The sequence below is a fragment of the Xanthomonas prunicola genome (assembly GCF_025266575.1).
Classification (GTDB): domain Bacteria; phylum Pseudomonadota; class Gammaproteobacteria; order Xanthomonadales; family Xanthomonadaceae; genus Xanthomonas; species Xanthomonas prunicola.
Genome location: NZ_CP096142.1, coordinates 2054322 through 2072479 on the forward strand (window position 1 = coordinate 2054322; position 18158 = coordinate 2072479).

Annotated in this window: 17 protein-coding genes and 2 tRNA genes; 8 read left to right on the top strand and 11 right to left on the bottom strand. The window is 64.9% G+C overall.

The window, feature by feature from the left end:
* Positions 1 to 47 precede the first annotated feature (47 nt).
* The 3 genes from M0D43_RS08760 to M0D43_RS08770 all read left to right on the top strand — a co-directional run bounded on the left by M0D43_RS08760 (position 48) and on the right by M0D43_RS08770 (position 3030).
* A complete protein-coding gene (locus M0D43_RS08760) occupies positions 48 to 1970 on the top strand; it encodes an MFS transporter (RefSeq protein ID WP_252164323.1) in 1923 nt (640 codons plus the stop codon).
* A 305-nt stretch (positions 1971 to 2275) separates the two neighbouring features.
* Positions 2276 to 2620, top strand: a complete 345-nt coding sequence (locus tag M0D43_RS08765) for a CD225/dispanin family protein (RefSeq protein WP_005920117.1) — start codon at positions 2276 to 2278, stop codon at positions 2618 to 2620.
* Positions 2620 to 3030: a DUF2752 domain-containing protein gene (locus M0D43_RS08770; RefSeq protein WP_252164324.1), complete on the top strand. Its 411-nt coding sequence runs from the start codon at positions 2620 to 2622 to the stop codon at positions 3028 to 3030. Before M0D43_RS08765 ends, M0D43_RS08770 begins: the two co-directional genes overlap by 1 nt.
* Before the next feature lie 219 nt (positions 3031 to 3249).
* On the opposite strand, the gene M0D43_RS08775 is transcribed toward M0D43_RS08770, so the two are convergent.
* The 6 genes from M0D43_RS08775 to M0D43_RS08800 all read right to left on the bottom strand — a co-directional run bounded on the left by M0D43_RS08775 (position 3250) and on the right by M0D43_RS08800 (position 9237).
* On the bottom strand, positions 3250 to 4143 hold the full coding sequence (locus tag M0D43_RS08775) for a cobalamin biosynthesis protein (RefSeq protein ID WP_252164325.1): 894 nt from the start codon (positions 4141 to 4143) through the stop codon (positions 3250 to 3252).
* A 72-nt stretch (positions 4144 to 4215) separates the two neighbouring features.
* Positions 4216 to 5106 (bottom strand): NAD(+) diphosphatase, encoded by an 891-nt coding sequence (gene nudC, locus M0D43_RS08780; RefSeq protein ID WP_252164326.1) that lies wholly within the window; start codon positions 5104 to 5106, stop codon positions 4216 to 4218.
* 310 nt (positions 5107 to 5416) lie between these two features.
* Positions 5417 to 6679 carry a lipase family protein gene (locus M0D43_RS08785; protein ID WP_252164327.1) on the bottom strand — a complete coding sequence of 421 codons (1263 nt, stop codon included), beginning with the start codon at positions 6677 to 6679 and terminating at the stop codon, positions 5417 to 5419.
* Between the two features lie 908 nt (positions 6680 to 7587).
* Positions 7588 to 7974 (bottom strand): iron-sulfur cluster insertion protein ErpA, encoded by a 387-nt coding sequence (gene erpA, locus M0D43_RS08790; RefSeq protein ID WP_002808218.1) that lies wholly within the window; start codon positions 7972 to 7974, stop codon positions 7588 to 7590.
* A 72-nt stretch (positions 7975 to 8046) separates the two neighbouring features.
* Entirely contained in the window at positions 8047 to 8496 is a 450-nt protein-coding gene (locus tag M0D43_RS08795; protein ID WP_252164328.1) for a bactofilin family protein, read from the bottom strand.
* A 3-nt stretch (positions 8497 to 8499) separates the two neighbouring features.
* Positions 8500 to 9237 carry a DUF6776 family protein gene (locus M0D43_RS08800; RefSeq protein ID WP_313905055.1) on the bottom strand — a complete coding sequence of 246 codons (738 nt, stop codon included), beginning with the start codon at positions 9235 to 9237 and terminating at the stop codon, positions 8500 to 8502.
* Positions 9238 to 9377: 140 nt separating this feature from the next.
* On the opposite strand from M0D43_RS08800, the gene M0D43_RS08805 reads away from it, so the two are divergent.
* Genes M0D43_RS08805 through M0D43_RS08815 form a run of 3 tightly spaced genes read left to right on the top strand, consistent with a single transcriptional unit; the run spans position 9378 to position 14323 of the window.
* Positions 9378 to 10004 carry a DUF4126 domain-containing protein gene (locus tag M0D43_RS08805; RefSeq protein WP_252164330.1) on the top strand — a complete coding sequence of 209 codons (627 nt, stop codon included), beginning with the start codon at positions 9378 to 9380 and terminating at the stop codon, positions 10002 to 10004.
* Positions 10005 to 10042: 38 nt separating this feature from the next.
* Positions 10043 to 12013, top strand: a complete 1971-nt coding sequence (locus M0D43_RS08810) for an EAL domain-containing protein (RefSeq protein WP_260808139.1) — start codon at positions 10043 to 10045, stop codon at positions 12011 to 12013.
* The gene (locus tag M0D43_RS08815) at positions 12014 to 14323 is read left to right on the top strand and encodes an ATP-binding protein (protein WP_252164332.1); all 2310 of its coding nucleotides are present in this window, start codon (positions 12014 to 12016) and stop codon (positions 14321 to 14323) included. It abuts the gene before it with no gap.
* Between the two features lie 550 nt (positions 14324 to 14873).
* Here the strand turns inward: M0D43_RS08815 and bfr are convergent.
* From bfr to M0D43_RS08830, 3 genes are all read right to left on the bottom strand, one after another.
* A complete protein-coding gene (gene bfr / locus M0D43_RS08820; RefSeq protein ID WP_252164333.1) occupies positions 14874 to 15344 on the bottom strand; it encodes a bacterioferritin in 471 nt (156 codons plus the stop codon).
* 371 nt (positions 15345 to 15715) lie between these two features.
* Positions 15716 to 15925: a (2Fe-2S)-binding protein gene (locus tag M0D43_RS08825; protein ID WP_252164334.1), complete on the bottom strand. Its 210-nt coding sequence runs from the start codon at positions 15923 to 15925 to the stop codon at positions 15716 to 15718.
* A gap of 80 nt (positions 15926 to 16005) precedes the next feature.
* Positions 16006 to 16623 carry an RNA pyrophosphohydrolase gene (locus tag M0D43_RS08830; protein WP_101362927.1) on the bottom strand — a complete coding sequence of 206 codons (618 nt, stop codon included), beginning with the start codon at positions 16621 to 16623 and terminating at the stop codon, positions 16006 to 16008.
* 118 nt (positions 16624 to 16741) lie between these two features.
* Between M0D43_RS08830 and M0D43_RS08835 the strand changes: the two genes are divergently transcribed.
* Together M0D43_RS08835 and M0D43_RS08840 are read left to right on the top strand one after the other, a co-directional pair.
* Positions 16742 to 16818: transfer RNA gene (locus tag M0D43_RS08835), tRNA-Met, on the top strand.
* A 52-nt stretch (positions 16819 to 16870) separates the two neighbouring features.
* A tRNA-Gln gene (locus M0D43_RS08840) sits at positions 16871 to 16945 on the top strand.
* Positions 16946 to 17161: 216 nt separating this feature from the next.
* Here M0D43_RS08840 and rpsI read toward each other — a convergent pair.
* Together rpsI and rplM are read right to left on the bottom strand one after the other, a co-directional pair.
* On the bottom strand, positions 17162 to 17554 hold the full coding sequence (gene rpsI, locus M0D43_RS08845; protein WP_005990700.1) for a 30S ribosomal protein S9: 393 nt from the start codon (positions 17552 to 17554) through the stop codon (positions 17162 to 17164).
* A gap of 2 nt (positions 17555 to 17556) precedes the next feature.
* On the bottom strand, positions 17557 to 17985 hold the full coding sequence (rplM, locus tag M0D43_RS08850) for a 50S ribosomal protein L13 (RefSeq protein ID WP_003483082.1): 429 nt from the start codon (positions 17983 to 17985) through the stop codon (positions 17557 to 17559).
* Positions 17986 to 18158 lie beyond the last annotated feature (173 nt).

The window sequence follows — 18158 nt, forward strand, 5'->3', positions numbered from 1 at the left end:
AGGCGGTGGAAGCCTGCTAGGCTGCGCGCGTTCGCAAAGGAAACTGCATGTCCGGTCACAGTCAGTTCGTCCTGCTCAGGCAGCGCCGCTTCTTGCCGTTCTTCGCCGTCCAGGCGCTGGGCGCGTTCAACGACAATGTCTATCGGCAGGCCATCATCGGCCTGTTGTTCTATCTCGGTATCGATGCCGCGCAGCGCACGCTGTATACGAACCTGGCGCCGGCATTGTTCATCCTGCCGTACTTCCTGTTCTCCGCGCTGGCCGGGCAGATCGCCGAGAAGCTGGAAAAACAGAAGCTCATCGTGATCACCACCACGATGGAGATTGCGATCATGTCGCTGGCTGCGGTGGGCTTCATCACCGAGAACATGGTGATCCTGCTGATTGCGCTGTTCTGCACCGGCCTGCAGTCCACGCTGTTCGGGCCGGTGAAATATTCGATCCTGCCCTCGGTGCTGAAGCCGGAAGAACTCACCGGCGGTAACGGTCTGGTCGAGATGGGCACCTCCATCTCGATCCTGTGCGGCATGATCTTCGGCGGGTTGATCTTCCAGATCGCCGGCAGCCATGGTCCGGAAGCTGCGGCCACTGCGGTGATCGTCATCGCCTTCACCGGCAACCTGGTGGCGCGGCTGGTACCGCGCGTCGACGCCGGCGCGCCCGAGCTGAAGATCAACTGGAATCCCATCCCCGAATCGCGCGCCATCATGCGCCTGACCCGGCGCACGCTGGCGGTGCGTAACTCGGTGTTAGGTGTGTCGTGGTTCTGGTTCATCGGCACCATGCTGACCGCGCAGTTGCCCACCTATGCGCAGCTCAACCTGGGCGGACAGCAGGACCTGTACGTATTCGCGCTGGCACTGTTTTCGATCGGCACCGGCGCAGGCTCGCTGCTGTGCGAGCGGCTGTCAGGACGCACCGTGGAAATCGGCTTGGTGCCGCTGGGTGCGTTCGGCATCAGCGCCTTCCTGCTGGATCTGTATTTCGCCCGTCCTGGTGCGGCGCCGGTCACTGGCTTGTCGATCGGCCAGTTCGTGCAGCAGCCCGGCAGCGTGCGGCTGATCGTTGATCTGGTCGGCATCGGCCTGTTCACCGGCCTGTTCGTGGTGCCGTTGTTTGCGCTGATCCAGAGCCGCACGCCCAAGGCCGAGCTGTCGCGCGTGATCGCCGGGCTCAACATCCAGAACGCGTTGTTCATCGTGGCCGCCGCCGTGATCGGCATCGCACTGCAGTTGCCGCAAGTGGTGCTGTTCGGGCTGCGCATTCCGCTGCCGGGCCTGAGCATCCCGCAGGTGTTTCTGGCACTGGCGCTCGCCAACACGCTGGTGGCGCTGTGGATCTTCACCCTGGTGCCCGAATTCCTGATGCGCTTCCTCAGCTGGGTGCTGGTGAGCGTGCTGTACCGCCTGCGTGCACGCGACATCGACACGCACGTGCCCGACGACGGCGCCGCATTGCTGGTGTGCAACCACGTCAGCTACATGGACGCGCTGATCCTGTCGGCAGTGATTCCGCGCCCGGTGCGTTTTGTCATGTACTACAAGATCTTCCGCATCCCGGTGATGCGCTGGATCTTCCGCACCGCCAAGACCATCCCGATCGCCGGCGCGCGCGAAGACCCGGCATTGATGCAGCAAGCCTTCGACCGCATCGATGCCGCGCTGGCCGATGGCGAGCTGGTGTGCATCTTCCCCGAGGGTGCGTTGACCAAGGATGGCGAGATCGCGCCATTCAAATCGGGTGTTGAGAAGATTCTGCAGCGCCGCAGCGTGCCGGTGATTCCGATGGCGCTGCGCGGCATGTGGTCGAGCATGTGGAGCCGGCGCGACACGCGCCTGGGCCGCATGCGGGTGCCGCGACGGATGCGCGCGCAGATCGAAGTGGTGGCAGGTGCAGCGATTGCCGGCGATCAAGCCAGCGCCGAGCTCTTGGAACGCCAGGTGCGCGCGCTGCGTCAGGATCAGCCCTGAGCCCGTCAGGTGCGTGCTTTGCGTCCGTCGCGCACCGCGAGTAGCCTGTGCGCCATTGCACGCTTCGCCGCCGCGCCCGCCAAACGGACGCGGCCGGTCGTGCCGGGGGATGTCGTCGTGCTCAATCTGGTGTCTGAGGCATCTGCTGCAACCGGCAGCCGTCGCGCCTGTCGGCGGTGCACGGTTGCAGCGCTGTATCGCCCCGCAGGCACGTTGCACGCTGCCGTCCGTCGCGCTGCGGCCGCCATCTCCCTCCCCTCGCATCCGATCCGTTTGTTGTCGTTTACCACCCAAGGAGCTTCACCATGAGTGCCATGCCACCGCCGATCCATCCCTCGTCCAGCGCCGCACCCGGCCCGGTGCCGAATCACCTGATCTGGGCGATCGTCTCCACCGTGCTCGGCTTTTGCTTGTGCTGCCCGGCCCTGATCTCCGGCATCGTGGCGATCGTGTTTTCCAGCAAGGTCAACGGCCTGCTCAACCAGGGCGACATCGATGGCGCACGGCGTGCCTCCAACACCGCCAAGACCTGGTGCATCGTCACCAGCGTGCTGGCTGCCATCGGCCTGCTGATCAACATCGGCATGGTGGCCACCGGCGGCATGCAGGGCTACATGGATTACATGCAGCAGTTGCAGCACATGCAGTAATGGAACTGCGTCCACGCCATTGGCTTGGACTGGGGGCGGCCACCAGCGTGGCCGCCTTGGGCGTGTCGTTGCTGTATCGCTTCGATCCGAATGCGAGCAACAGCCCGTTCCCGCCCTGCATGTTTCGTGCTGTCACCGGCTGCTACTGCCCCGGCTGCGGCATGACCCGCGCGCTGTATGCGCTGGTGCATTTCGACCTGCCCGGCGCCTTCGCCATGAATCCGGCCGCCGTGCTTGGCCTGTTTACCCTACCCGGCCTGATCGCGTGGAAAGCCGGCTGGCGCGCGCGCTGGTTCGCCCCGGTCGTCGCAGTGATGTCCGAACCAAAATTCTGGTTGTGGGCGCTGCCCACATATTGGGTCGCAAGGAACCTGCCGTGGTACCCGTTTACGCTACTGGCGCCGGGTTAGACCGCAAGCATCAACGCTGTGAACTTGGAACAAGCATCCGAGCGCGCGACTGAACTCTAACCGGGAAGGCAGTTAAGACTGCTCGACATCACCGACCAAGCGAAGTCGTCATCCAGTTCGAAGATGGCAGCCGGCTTGTCGTCGACGTCAATGGCGATGCGTTTGAGCTTTCCATCACCGGTTGCACGGGTGATTCACTGTTTGCAATCAGGCGCGGTGTTATCGCACCCATCCGGCAATCACCAACAACGCCAGCACCACCAACCACAGCAGCAGCACGCGCCAGACCAGGCTCATCGCATCGCGCACTTCCGGCAGGCGGCGCCAGACCGGCACCAGGCCCGAATCGGTGTAGTCGTGCGCTTCTTCGCGCAGCTCTGCGCTGACGCTGGCACGTGCAACGGCGCCAAGAAAATGCGGTTCCAGCGACCAACGGCTGCCATCCGCTTCGCGCCAGGCACGGAACACGGTGTCGAAATTACCCACCAGTGCCATCGACACCGTCATCAACTGCGCCACCGGCCATTCCAGCACCGCCAGCAGCCAACGCGCGCCGGCCAGATTGCGAGGCGGCAGCAGGACCGCCAGCGGGCTTTCCACCGCCAATGCAGTGAGCCGGTACAACACCGCGCCGAACGGCCCCAGCAGCAGAAACCACCACAGCACCGCAAACCAGCGCCGCAGGCCATTGACCACCACCGCTTCCACCAGCGACGGTGCGTCTTCATGCACGCTGCCGCCTGCAGCCTGCAGGTGCGAAATCGCGTCGCGCCGCGTGTGCGGCTCGTCGGCGTCGATCACCGCTTCCACATCGCGATCCAGATCGCGCGGGCCCCAGGTCCAGGCCAGCACCGCCACGCCGAACAGCAAATCCAGAAAGCCGTGCCAGACATCGTCCAGCAGCCACTGCACCAGCAGCACCAGCAGCAACGCCGGCAGCACTGCCAGCAGCACGCCATAGCGGCCTTGCCACGCACCGCGCCCGGCCGCGTCACTGTCCAGCCGGCGCAACCATTGGCCGAACCAGGCGAAATTGCGCAGTCTGGCCGCCTGCGCCGGCACCAGATGGCCCAGCGTGAGTGCGACGACAACGGCTACCAGGGTGGTGAACATGGGTGGGCCTCCTCAGCCGAGTCTAGCCGAGCGGACGCAAGCGCCGCTGCAATGCCCCGGCGCTGGCCAGGCTCAACCATGCGTACGGTGCCAGTGCTCGATCAACGCACGCGCAATCGAGATGCGCGGCGGCAACCCGATGTCACCCTCGCCGGCCAGCGCGGCACCGACCTGCACATGGCTGACCCAGCGCGCGTCTTCCAGCTCGCCGGTGACCTGCGGCACCTCGGTCTGCGCGGCACGCGCAGTGAAGCCCAGCATCAGCGCGCCCGGGAACGGCCACGGCTGGGCGCCCAGATAGCGGCAGTCCTGCACATGCACGCGGGTTTCTTCGAACACTTCTCGCGCCACGGTCTGCTCCAGCGACTCGCCCGGTTCGACAAACCCGGCAATCACCGAATAACGGCCCGGCGCCCAACTGGCCTGGCGACCGAGCAGCAAGCGCGCGCCATCGCTCACCGCCACGATAATGGCCGGATCCACGCGCGGGTAATGCTCGGTCTGGCATTGCGTGCAGTGCGCGATGAAGCCGGCGCGCCGGAACGCGATCGCCCCGCCGCAGACGCCGCAAAAGCGCGTGCGCGATTGCCAGTGCAGCATCGCCCGTGCATAGGCGAAGGCGGTGGCAATGTCGGCTGGCCAGTCGGCCGCCGCCTGGCGCAGATCGATCCGCTGCGGCGCCTGCACCGCGACAATGTCGGCCGGCACACAAAACCAGCCCACCGCATCGCGCAGGCCCAGGAAGATCGCCGCCTCCGGCCCGTCGGCCAGTGCCGCGCCATCCAGCAACAGCGGCTGGCCCTCGGCGTCGGCGAGCGCCGCGCCCTTGGCATCGAGCAACAGCACACGGCCCTGCGGCCACAGACGCGCCAGGGCGTCGGGATCGTCACGCAGCACATCGCCGCGATCAAGCGGCGCGTGGGTGAAGGCAAAACCGGAAGTTGAAAAAAGAGACGCTGACATCGGCGCAAGCCTGCCGATTATCGGCAGCGCCTGCAACAGTGGTACGCACTCTGCCGGCCGCACCTGCGGTGCGTGTTCAGACGCGGGCGCCGCTCGCGCTGGAGATTGGCTTGGCCCGTGGTTCACGGCAGGCCGCACGTGGCACGCTCGCAGGCCAGCGCAGGGGTGCGTCAATGTGAGGAACCCACGTTTGCCTGTGCTCAGGGGCACATGCACTGCCCCCAATCACAGCGACAAACCCTGCAGGTGCGGGCGTTCGAGACGCCCGCACCTGCAGACTCTCCGGCAACGTCAAACACTGACCGTGGCGTTAGCGCTGCTTGTCCAGCAACTGATGCCGCACTGCCACGATGCACGGCTCGTTGGTCTCCAGATGGGCAAAGGCCGAGTTGTCGCTGGGGTTGCCAGTGCCGATATCCACCAACGACACTTGGTTGCTGCCGTGCTGCTTGAAGCTGGCGATGGCGGTCTGCGCATTCTTGAGCGGCACGGTGGCATCGTTGGACGAACCGCACAGCAACGTCGGCGTCTGCGGCGCCCACGCCAGCACATCGTTGCGTGCCAGATCCTGACGGAACGGGTCGGCAGGGTTGCTGGCAAAGTCGCGATAGAAGCCGGGCTGGAAATACGCCTTGAGTTGATCGATGCCTGGCAGGGTGTCGCCGAGAACCAGATCGGTCAGGCTCTGCTTACCCGGGAACAATGGCTCCACCTTGGGAGCCCACGGATCCTGAAACACCTGTCCGGGCTCAAGATAAATGTTGTGGTAGACGTGCTGCATCGCGACGATGGCATAGCTCCCCAGAATGATGCCGAAGCTGTTTTCGCCGACCGCATTACGACCGCTCCAGCTATCCAGGAATGTCTGCTGTAGCGCATAGGGCCCGGAGATCGGGGCGCTGGCCACCAGATGGAATTCCTTGGACAGATGCGCCTCTATCTCACGCTGGGTGGCCATCGCAGTCTGACCGCCCTGCGAATAACCCGACAGCATGACCTTGCCCGAAAGCGGCGTGTTCAAACGCTGCAATACGCTGCGCGCCGCGCGCATCGCATCAATGGTCGCACTCGCCTCGGACGCACTGTGCAGGTATGGGTGAAACCCGTAATTGGATTTACCGAGCCCCAGATAATCGCTGCTGACGACGACATACCCCTGGCTGGCAAGCCGCGTGACCAGCGGGTCGTTGCCCTTGGCATCGCGGATGTCTTTGGCCTGCTCCTCAGCGCGAACCGTTTCGGTCGGACGCCCCCAGCCGAGCAAGGGATATGGGCCGGTACAACGCTCGCCACCCGGGATCAGCAACACGCCAGATGCGGTAGCCGGTTCGCCCTCGACACCGATGGTTGCATAGGTGAATTCGGCAACGCGGACGTTGCACTTGGGCTGCTCGGGCTGCGAACCAGAGGCAAGCATTGCGCCGATCGCATCACGGGTATAGCTGGTCAGGACATTGCTGGTGAGCACGGTGCCGCGTGCGGGCGCAGCCTGCGCGCTGGGTGCGAGCACTATGCTGGCGATACCCAACATGGCCGCCAGGCCAAACGCCGATCGGGAGTTGATCTGCAACATGGAGTGATGCTCTCTGGTGAATGGACGGAATAGGCAGGAATACTCACGCAACGCGACATCGGCAGCGGCTGCCCGATCGACGTGCGGGAGAAGTAGGAGCGGTTACTGCGCCACCGTTTGGAATCGACCCAAGGCATGGCATGCGCAGCCGGCCGAGATGCATCAGCATGGACAAGCGGCAATGCCTGGATAAAACGCGCATATCGTGACGCCAGCGGTGATCGCGCACGCAGTATGGCCATCTCGATCTACGCACCATCGCCCACGCACGAAGCCGGCGCGCGCGCCGCGAAAGCTGCAACGCCCAGATATTAGTTGCGCGTTAAGGCACGCGCCGGTGGCGCGCTGCGCGCGAAATTCAAGCAATCGGCTGCGTATCAGGCAATCGATAGGCCGCGATACGCTGTGTTCCTACCATCATGTAGAACATGGCTACAGCGCTGCGCGTAGCGCAGGCCATCTTCCCCCGACTGCGCGCATGGACGCTGCTTGCGCGCTGTTACGTGGCGCACATCGCTGTTATCGCAGTGAAGGATAGCGGTGGAAATGATCGGCAGTTGAAGTACTCAAACGCATGTCTGAGCAGTAGTGGCCATTCGCGCAATGCGCAGGCCGCATCGGTGGCCGCATCGTGAAGGTCGGCTGCAGTCGTCCGCCGAGCTGCAGCGGCGAAGGGAGCAATTCACCGCGATCATCACCGCTCGCGCAGCGAGACAAGAACACAACGCTGACCAGTCACGTCACCTGCAACGAACCCTAACGCATTGCCAGGCTTTCGATACCCACCGGCGCAGCGCGCGCATATCTGCCGCGCTCGATCTCACGCGCAAGAATCAAGCTGTCATCGCAACAGGCACCGTACCGAAACACGCGCCACACGCCGGCAATCAGCATGCATCCACGCGCGCTCAAACGCTGAAGCTGCTCCCGCACCCGCAGGTGGTCTTCGCATTGGGATTGCGGATCACGAACTGCGCGCCGGTCAGGCTTTCGGTGTAATCCACTTCGGCGCCCATCAGGTATTGCAGGCTCAGGGGATCGACCAGCAAAGTCACGCCATCGGTGGCCACGGCCAGATCGTCCTCGGCACGGTTCTCGTCGAACTCGAAACCGTACTGGAAGCCAGAGCACCCGCCGCCCTGGATATACACACGCAATGCCAGGTCGGCATTGCCTTCTTCCTGGATTAGCTCGCGCACCTTGGCGGCGGCGGCCACGGAAAAGTTCAGTGGCCGGTCGATGGACTGGTAGTCCGGTGCCGGGGCGGCGGTAGGAAGTGAAACGAGCGTGCTCATGCCGTCAGCATGGGGCCCAGACGGCCCCACTTCAACCCACGGCTGCGGCGGCGTTCACCGCGCACGCTGCACTCAGGCGTCGGCAGTTTCGGCCTGCAGCGCCTTCACCGGCTCGGCATGGCTGGCTTCTGGCGCCGGCAGCGCCGCGGTTGCGCCTGCAGTGGCGGCGTGGATCAGCCGCCCGGTGAGCTGCGCACCTGCGCTCATTTCCACCACCTGGTAATGCACATTGCCCTGCACGCGCGCATTGGCGGCCAGTTCGACCCGCTCGGCCGCGTGCACATCGCCGGTCAGCTGGCCGCTGATGATCACCACCGGCGCGCGCACTTCACCTTCGATGCTGCCCTGCTCGGCCACCGTCAAGGTGGCGCTGGCGCCTTCTTCGGCAATCACCTTGCCCAGGATGCGCCCTTCCACATACAGCCCGCCGCTGAACATCAGGTCGCCGCGGATGACCACCTGCGGCCCGATCAAGGTATCGACCACAGTCTGCGCACCACGGTTGGACTTGTTTCCGAACATGAGCTACTCCCCCGCGCCATTGCCGGCGACTTTCCAATCGAATGTCTGATTGACCGGCGCCCCATCGCCGCTCAGGGAGATTTTGACACGTTGCGGGGTGAAATCCTTCGGCAGGATCACGCTACCGTCCAGTTGCTGGAAATAGCGGAAGGAATACGGCTGCCCGGCAGCATCGGGCTTCTGGTGCAGTTCGTTCCAGCTCACCGTCACCAGCTTGCCAGCGCGCACGCCCTCCACCGCAAACCGCAGCTGGCCCTGGCTGATCGCGCCACGGTTGAGGTTCTGGGTGAGCACCACGCTGTAATTCCAGGTGCCGCCGGCCTCGGCAGTGAACTGCACCGAGTGCGCATTGAGCCCCTTGCGCTGCGCTGTGGAGCCCACCAAGCGCTCGTAGAAGGCCACGTCGGCGCGCAGCGCGGCGATCTGCTCGTCGCGCTCGGCCAGCGAGGCCTGCACTTCGGTATTGGCCGCGCGGCTGATCTTGTCCGACATCGCCAGATTGACTTGACGCTGCTGCAACTGCTCGATCTGCCGACGCTGCTGGGACTGGCTGCGTTGCGCCTGCTGCAGCGCTGCCTCGGCTTCTACCAGGCGCGGGACGGCGGTGCGCGTGGCCATCCACCACACCGCGCCCAGCGAGGCCAGCCATACGACGGCGACCACCAGCCACAGCCAGCGGCCATTGAAACGGCCACCGCCGGAGTCACGTTGGACGATCTGCACGCGTGCGGCTGGTCTCATGGGCATTGGATCCGGACGGGCCGGCGCAATCATGGGCGGCGTAGTGTGCCAGAGCCCCGACAATCGTCGCGCTGGCGCTGGACCGGCGGTTATCCCAAAGTTCTGCGATAGTTCTGCAATTGTTTGCAGGGAACCACGCCATGAGCGAAGCGCATCTGTTCGTGATCGGCATTTTGCTGGCCTGGCTGGCCGGCATCCGGGTCTATCTCACCGTGTTCGGCGTCGGCCTGGCCGGCCTGCTGGGCTGGATCGACTTGCCGCCGGCGCTGCATCCGGCGCAGTCGTGGTGGGTGCTGGGAACCTCCGGCGCGCTGGCAGTGGCCGAATTCTTTGCCGACAAGATCCCGGGCGTGGATTCGGGCTGGGACCTGCTGCAGACCCTGGCACGCGTGCCGGCTGGCGCCTTCCTGGCCGCGGCGACGCTCTCGCCAGACGGCAATTTGGGCGCGGGCGCCCTGGCGGCCGGTGCCGGCGTGGCGCTCACCAGCCACACGCTCAAGGCCGGAACCCGCGCATTGCTCAACACCTCACCCGAACCAGCCAGCAACTGGGTCGCGTCGCTGGCCGAGGACACCATCGCTACCACGGCGTTGGCACTGGCGCTGGCGCACCCATGGCTGGCACTGAGTGTTGCGGTGGGTTCCAGCCTGCTGGCTGCGCTGGTGGTGTGGTGGGTCTGGCGATTGTTGTGGCGGGGCATGCGTCGACTGGTCGCGCCGGTGCGCTCCACCGCCACGCCGGCTGCACGTAGCTCCCCGCTATCGTGAAGTTCATCGCATAATCACAGCGACTGTAGGGAGTATCGATGGCCGCCCGAGATCCGGTTGTTTCCACCACACGTGACGACACCGCCACGCGTAATCGTCCACTGCGCGCCGAGACCCCGCCGGCCGACCACTGGCGTCGCTGGGCCGATGAGGCTGCCGCGACGTCTGACGACGCTGCGCCGGTAAGCGCGACGATCATTCCTGCGCCTGCCGTTGCAGCTGCGCCAAGTTCGGCTGCCCCCGTGGTGGCGGCGCGCCCGGCAGCCGCCGTCGGCAGCGCACGTGCCGCATCGGCATCGACGCCCACCGCGCCGCCGACGTCCGCAGCCGCATCGCGCGAAGGCGACGACAACGTTGCAGCCGATGCGCCATATCGCGTGCTCATCGTCGAAGACGATCGCTCGCAGGCCTTGTTCGCGCAGAGCGTGCTGCACGGCGCCGGCATGCACGCGCAGGTCGAAATGGCTGCCGCCAGCGTGCCGCAGGCTATCCAGGACTATCACCCGGATCTGATCCTGATGGACCTGCACATGCCCGAGTTGGACGGCATCCGCCTGACCACGCTGATCCGTCAGCAGCCCGGTCAGCAGTTGCTGCCGATCGTGTTCCTCACCGGCGACCCGGACCCGGAGCGCCAGTTCGAAGTGCTCGACAGCGGTGCCGACGACTTTCTCACCAAACCGATCCGCCCGCGCCATCTGATTGCCGCGGTGTCCAACCGCATCCGTCGCGCACGCCAACAAGCGCTGCAGCAAGCCGGCGAACAGATCAGCGTGCGCAGCAATCCGGAAACCGGTCTACCCACGCGCGGCCACGTGATGGACCTGCTCACCGACGCGCTGGAGCGCAGGCAGTCCGGCGGCCTGTTCTTCATCGAGATCGCCAGTGCGCTCGGCCTGCGCGAACGCTATGGCTACGCCGCCTACGAGCGGCTGATGACTCAGGCCGGGCACCGCCTGGCCAGTGCCGCCCAGCCTTACCCGCTGGCGCGCTTGAACGACAACAGCTTCCTGTTGCTGGCCGTGGACATGCCCGAAGCCAGCCTGGAACAGCAGGCGCTGGAGATCCGTCAGCGGCTGTCCGCCAACGCCTTCCCGGTACGCGAAGAAGAATCCGTGCACGTGCGCTGCGCCATCGGCGTGGCACCGCTGGGCCTGGGCTTCGACGACACCGGCAGCGCGCTGGAAGCGGTCGAGCGCACTGCGCTGCAGGCACGCCTGCGCAGCGACGGCGTACAGACCTATCTGGCACCCAGCCAGGCCGAGCAACAGGAACAACTGCGCCTGGTCGACGGCCAGCTCGAATTGGCCTACCAGCCGATCGTGGCCGTGGCCGGCGGTGACACCGCGCAATACCAGGTGCTGCTGCGGCTGCGCCAGGCCGATGGCACCCTGCTGTCAGCTGGTCAGGTAATCCCTGCCGCCGAAGCGGCCGGGCGCATCGCCGATCTGGACCAGCAGGTCATGGACCACGCATTGGGCTTGCTGCATCTGTACCAGCACGCCAGCCCGCCGCTGCGCCTGTTCGTGTCGCAATCACCGCGCACGCTGGCCCGCGACGCCTTTGCCGACTGGCTGCTCAAGGCACTGGTCGAACGCGGCGTTGCCGGGCAATCGCTGATCGTGGATCTGCGCCTGGACGATGCGCTGATTCATGCCGTCACCGTGCAGCAGTTCTGCGCGAAGTTGATGCCGGCCGGCGTGCAGTTCTGCCTCAGCCAGTTCGAACCGGGCGACGAAGCCAACGCACTGCTGACCCAGTTGCCGCTGAGCTTCGTGCGCATGGCCAATCGCTTCGCCGATGCGCATGGCAATGCCGCAGTGCGCGACGAACTGCGTGGCGTCATCGACATCGCCCATCAGCGTGGCCTGTTGATCATCGGCCAGCGCATCGAAGACCCGCAGGCGGCCGCTGCGATGTGGATGAGCGGCGTGGATTTCATCCAGGGCAACCTGGTGCAGACGGTCGGCAAGGAACTGGACTTCGATTTCACGAGCGCGGTGCTCTGAGTGACAGCGCAGGCTGGAGGCCCCCGCGCCTGGAGCATCGCGGCAACGCTGGCGGCGCTCGCGGCAGCGCTAGGTGCAGGCTTGCAGTGGTCCGCGCTGCAAGGCCCCTGGCGCGCGATCACCACGGTAGCGGCAGTGATGGCAATGGTGGGCGGCATTTGCGCCGCAGCTGCCGCCCACCGGGCCACACGTGCGCAGCAAGCCTTGGCACAGCGCCTGGAAGAGGCAGAGCTGGCCCGCGAACGCTTGCAACAGGAACTGCAGCGCCACGGCGAACTCGAACAGGAACTGTTGCGCGCCAAACAGGCGGCCGAAGCCGCCACGCTGGCCAAGGGCGAATTCCTGGCCACCATGAGCCACGAGATCCGTACCCCGCTCAACGGCATCATCCCAATGCTGGAACTGATCTCCAGCGGCCAGCTCAGCCTGGATCAGCGCGACATGCTGCAGACCGCCACCGGCAGCTCGTTGCAGCTGCTGCGCATCGTTGACGACATCCTCGATTACTCCAAGCTCGAGGCCAACAAGCTCGAACTGGAAATCACCACCTTCAACCTGCGCGAATTGCTCGACGGCGTCGTGCAACTGCTGCAGCGCACCGCCGAAGGCCGCCAACTGCGCCTGAGCCTGGATATCGAACCGTCGGTGCGCCTGCTGGTGCGCGGCGACCCGATCCGCCTGCGCCAGGTGCTGGGCAACCTGATCGGCAATGCGATCAAGTTTACCGAGCGCGGCAGCGTCGACATCCAGCTGCGTCGCCTGGGCGAGACCCGCGCCCAGCATCTGCTGCGCTTCCAGGTGCGCGACACCGGCATCGGCATCGCCCCGGATCAGCAGGCACGCCTGTTCCGCTCATTCGCCCAGGCCGACGCCTCCACCACGCGCCTGTACGGCGGCACCGGGCTGGGGCTGGCGATCTGCAAGCGCATCATCGACCTGATGGGCGGCCGCATCGGCGTGGAATCCGAACCCGGGCGCGGCGCCACGTTCTGGTTCGAAATCCCCTTGCTCAAGGTCATCGGCGACCTGCAGCAGGCCACCGGCGCCGAGGCGGCGCGCGTGATGGTGATCAGCTCCGATGCGCGCCTGTCGCAACGCCTCAAGCGCCTGCTCGACAGCTGGGGCGTGTCGCATGTGCTGATGGAAACTACCCAGGAAGCGCTGGAACGCGTGCGCCGCCATAGCGATGGAGAAGGCTTCCGCTGCGTCATCGCCGACCACGACACGCTGCGCTACAGCGCGCGCGCCGTGCATCGCGCCCTCGCCCGTCCGGAAGATGCCAATGGCGCGCGGCTAATCTGGCTGTACGGCGAAGAGCCGGTGCCGAGCGAACTGCAGGATCACGCCACCCTGGTGCCGCGCCAGAGCCCGGACGAAACCCTGCGCGCCCTGGTGTTGCCGCCCGATCCCAAGCCCGTCCACACCGCCACGCTGGCCTCGGCGATGATCCCCGAGCCGTTGCCGCCGCCAATAGCCAACGCGCGCGACGTGCGCATCCTGCTGGTGGAAGACAACCCGGTGAACCTGCTGGTCGCGCAGAAGCTGCTGGCGGTGCTTGGCTTCGAGGCCGACACCGCCACCGACGGCGAAGCCGCACTGACCAGCATGGAATCCACCCGCTACGACATGGTATTCATGGATTGCCAGATGCCGGTGCTGGACGGCTACGCTGCCACCCGCCGCTGGCGCGCCATGGAAACCGAAAGCGGCGGCCGCCCGATTCCGATCGTGGCGATGACCGCCAACGCCATGGCCGGCGACCGCGAACGCTGTCTGGCCGCCGGCATGGACGACTATCTCTCCAAGCCGGTCGCACGCGAACAGCTCGACGCCTGCCTGCAGCGCTGGCTGCCGCGTCAGGCGCTGCTACCCGGCCCAAGCACGACCGGCCAGGCCACACACGATCCCGAAAGCGCCAGCGCCGGTACGCAGGCACGCGCATTGCCGATCCTGGACAACAGCGTCCTCGACGAGCTGTACGAAGTGGCTGGCGCGGACACCATCACCATCCTGCAGTTGTTCCTGGAAGACGCCCCGCTCATCATCGAACAACTGGAAGCGGCCGCTGCCAATCGCGACAGCATGCAGCTGCGCGACCTCGCCCACACCCTCAAATCCTCCAGCGCCAACGTCGGCGCGCAGGCAGTGTCCAACGCGGCACGGCGCATCGAACTGGCTGCCCGCACCGGCACCATCGAACGCCCCTCGGTCATGGTTGCCTTGGTGATCGCCGAATACGCCCGCGCTCGCCTGGCGCTGTTAGGCCAAGTCGCACGCCTGCAAGCCGCCGCCAGCACGCCAAATCAGTAATCGACTCAGTGCTGTCGATGCAGCGGCAGAAGCTGGCGCCGTCACCTGCATCGAACTGCCTCGGGGACGCCATCGGAACCGCGCGAACCCACTCGGGCAGCGCCGCCATGACCACGCACGCCACGCGGTCATGGCTGCCTTGGCCGCTCGGTGAGCGCGCCCAGGATCATCGCCGCATAGACGGCGCGTTGCCGCCCTACCAGGCCAGGTGGTGCGCCTGCGGGCCGCCACATGATTGGAGAGTCATCCAACAAGCATCATCAGGCAGGCGCCGACAACGATGTACCGAGCATCTGCAAGTCGTCAACGCGATGCTCAACCCTCCCTCACGCGGAAGGACGCTCAGGCCTCTCTACTGCCGGGAGGACGCCAGAGCCCCTCTCCTGCGGGAGAGGGGTTGGGTAAGGATACCGGCGAAGCCACGCGCGCTCACTAGCAGCCAAAGCTGTAGGGGCACATCGTCAGCAAACAATCGCTGAAAACACCAACCAGCAAACCACCATGCACCGGTCAATTCACGGCCAAAAGACGACCCTGGCCAGACGCGCGCTTAGTCGTCCAGCTTGGTCAGCAGGTAATTCGGCTCGCCGATGCGCGCCACCAGATCCAGCTGGGTTTCCAGCCAGTCGATGTGCTCTTCTTCCGACTCCAGGATGTCCACCAGCAACTGGCGGCTCACGTAGTCGTTGACGGTCTCCGCATAGGCCACTGCCTCGCGCAGCACGATAACGGCCTCGCGCTCCAGGGTCAGATCGCAGCGGAACATTTCGGTCGGATTCTCGCCGATGCGCAGCTTGCCCAGCGCCTGAAAATTGGGCAGCCCTTCGAGAAACAGGATGCGGTCAGACAGCTTGTCCGCATGCTTCATTTCGTCGATGGATTCCTTGTACTCATGCTCGGCCAGTTCTTTCAGGCCCCAGTTCTTCAGCATCTTGGCGTGCAGGAAGTACTGGTTGATCGCAGTGAGTTCGTTGTAGAGCACCTTGTTGAGGTACTCGATGACTTTGGTATCGCCCTTCATGCGATGTCTCCGAGACAGTGAGCCGGCCGCACTCTAACGCGTTGGCGCAGGGCATGAAGGAACGCGAATCGTGATCAGTTGCGGAACGCGTCTGGCGCCGGAGACGGGGACGCCCAATGATTTAAGGCTGCCAGAGTCAGTCCACGGATCGGACGAGGAAACGGCCGTCATCTTGCCGGCAAGCGCCAGCTGTGGCCAACGTGAGCGGTATTGCAGGTCGTCCGCGAAAAGCCTCGCAAATGCATGGCTGCGCAACGACGCAGGGACGCCATTTGCACTTCACGCATGGCAGATGGGCATCACGTCAGGCATCGCTGGAGAAACGCACGAAAGCCACCATCAGGCCCTGCGGCGTACCCGGACGATCTACATCAGGCGGCGCTGGCCAGCCCCAAGAGTGGCAACGGCAGCGCGCGGGTGGCGTGTACCTGGTTCAACAAATCGGCCGCCATCTCAAGACACGAGCCGCAATTGGACCCACAGCCGGTGCGCATGGTCAGTTCGGCAAGGCTGGCGCAGCCGTTCTCGGCCGCTTCGCGGATCTGGTGGTCGGTGACCCCATTACAGATGCAGACGTACACGGTATCGGTCAGGTGTTGGCGATCCGGAAAGGATCGGGACTGATTGCACCGCAAACGAGAATAGGTGTCAATTCCATACGTTAATCATTCTTAACCCGCATCGGCCGCGCCCCGCCACGCTTGCGCGGCCGCTTGCGTGGGCTGTCGTGCCCAGCCGCGCTACTGCCCGGCAACCAAGCCTCCAGCGCACGTTCGGGCATCGCACCGACCGCCGCCGGGCCGGCCAAATTTTGCGCAATCGGCGCCAGATGACGTAACGCGCGGGCATAGACGCCACGCTTGAACATCACGACATGCTCGACCGGATACCAGAAATCCACCCAGCGCCAATGGTCGAACTCCGGGGTATCGGTGTGGTCGAGCTTGAGGTGGGATTCGTCGCCGGTGAAACGCAGCAGGAACCACACCTGCTTCTGCCCGATACAGACCTGCCGCTCGTTACGGCGCACCGCACGGCTGGGCAGGCGATAGCGTAGCCACCCAGGCGTGGCGCCGAGCAATTCCACATGCTCGGGCAACAACCCGGTTTCTTCGCGCAACTCGCGGTACATGGCTTCAACGGGTGTCTCGTCGGTGTTCATGCCACCTTGCGGGAACTGCCAGCCGTCCCTGCGCACACGTCGTGCCCAGAACACCTGACCGTCCTGCCGCATCAGCACGATGCCAACGTTTGGCCGGAAACCGTCCGGATCGATCACGATGCGGACTCCTGAAAATCTACTGTCACCGACTCTGCCACGGCGACGCCCGGCTCACAAGCTGAAAACGAAATACTTGACAACAGTGCAGCGCATCGTGAGAATTGCCGGCTCCCTAGGCTATGTAGCTCAGCCGGTTAGAGCACAGCACTCATAATGCTGGGGTCGGTGGTTCGAGTCCACCCATAGCCACCAAGGTATTCACGCCCTCACCGGCATGCAATACTCTTGGACCAACACGTTTTATTGCCCCGTCGCCAAGCGGTAAGGCACCTGACTCTGACTCAGGCATTCGGTGGTTCGAATCCATCCGGGGCAGCCAAACACAAAAGGTTCGATCGAAAGATCGGGCCTTTTTTGTTGCCGGACGCATGACCAACGACGCCTCGCGCGTCTATGCCGCACGCATTGCGCTCAGTGCTCCGGGACGATGGTCGCCACGCCCTGCCAACACCAACCCCGAAACGACAAAAGCCCGGCATGGCCGGGCTTTTGAAGCAGGCGCCCCGGCAAGCCGGGACGCACCAAACGCGATGGATCAGCGCTTGGAGAACTGGGTCGCGCGACGTGCCTTGTGCAGACCGACCTTCTTACGCTCGACTTCGCGGGCGTCGCGGGTCATGAAGCCAGCCTTGCGCAGCTCGGACTTCAGGGTTTCGTCGTACTCGACCAGCGCACGGGCGATGCCCAGACGGATCGCACCGGCCTGACCGGTGGTGCCGCCGCCGGAAGCAGTGACCAGGATGTCGAAGCTTTCGGTGTTCTTGGTCAGCTCGAGCGGCTGGCGCACGATCATGCGCGCCGTCTCACGGCCGAAGAACTCGTCCAGCGGACGGTCGTTGACGGTGATCTTGCCAGTGCCCTTGCGCAGGAACACGCGAGCGGTGGAGGACTTGCGGCGGCCAGTGCCGTAGTTTTGCGTGATAGCCATGATTAGATATCCAGAACTTGCGGCTGCTGGGCGGCGTGCGGATGCTCGGCACCCGAATACACCTTGAGCTTGCGGTACATGGTGCGGCCCAGGGGGCCCTTCGGCAGCATGCCCTTGACGGCGATTTCGATCACGCGCTCCGGGTGGCGCTGCAGCGCCTGCTCCAGGCTCTCGGTCTTGAGGTTACCGATGTAGCCGGTGAAGCGGTGATACTTCTTGTCTTTCAACTTGTTACCCGTGACGACGATCTTCTCGGCGTTGATCACCACGAGGTAATCGCCGGTATCGACGTGAGGGGTGTAAACCGGCTTGTGCTTGCCGCGCAGGCGGCGGGCCAGTTCGGTGGACAGACGGCCGAGCGTCTTGCCGGCGGCGTCGACGAGATACCAGTCGCGCTGGACGGTCTCGGACTTGGCGGTGAACGTAGTCATGAGAAAACTCTTGAGTGGTCGGGCGGATTGCAGCGGCCGATGACCACTGGAACTTTGCCACGCGTTGTGAAGGCGAAACAGAAGAGGCGGGATTGTACGGGACGCTCGAGGGCAGCGCAAGTTGCAGCGAGCGCAGGCCCGGGGCGGTTGGCAGCGCGGCGGAGCGGGGCCAA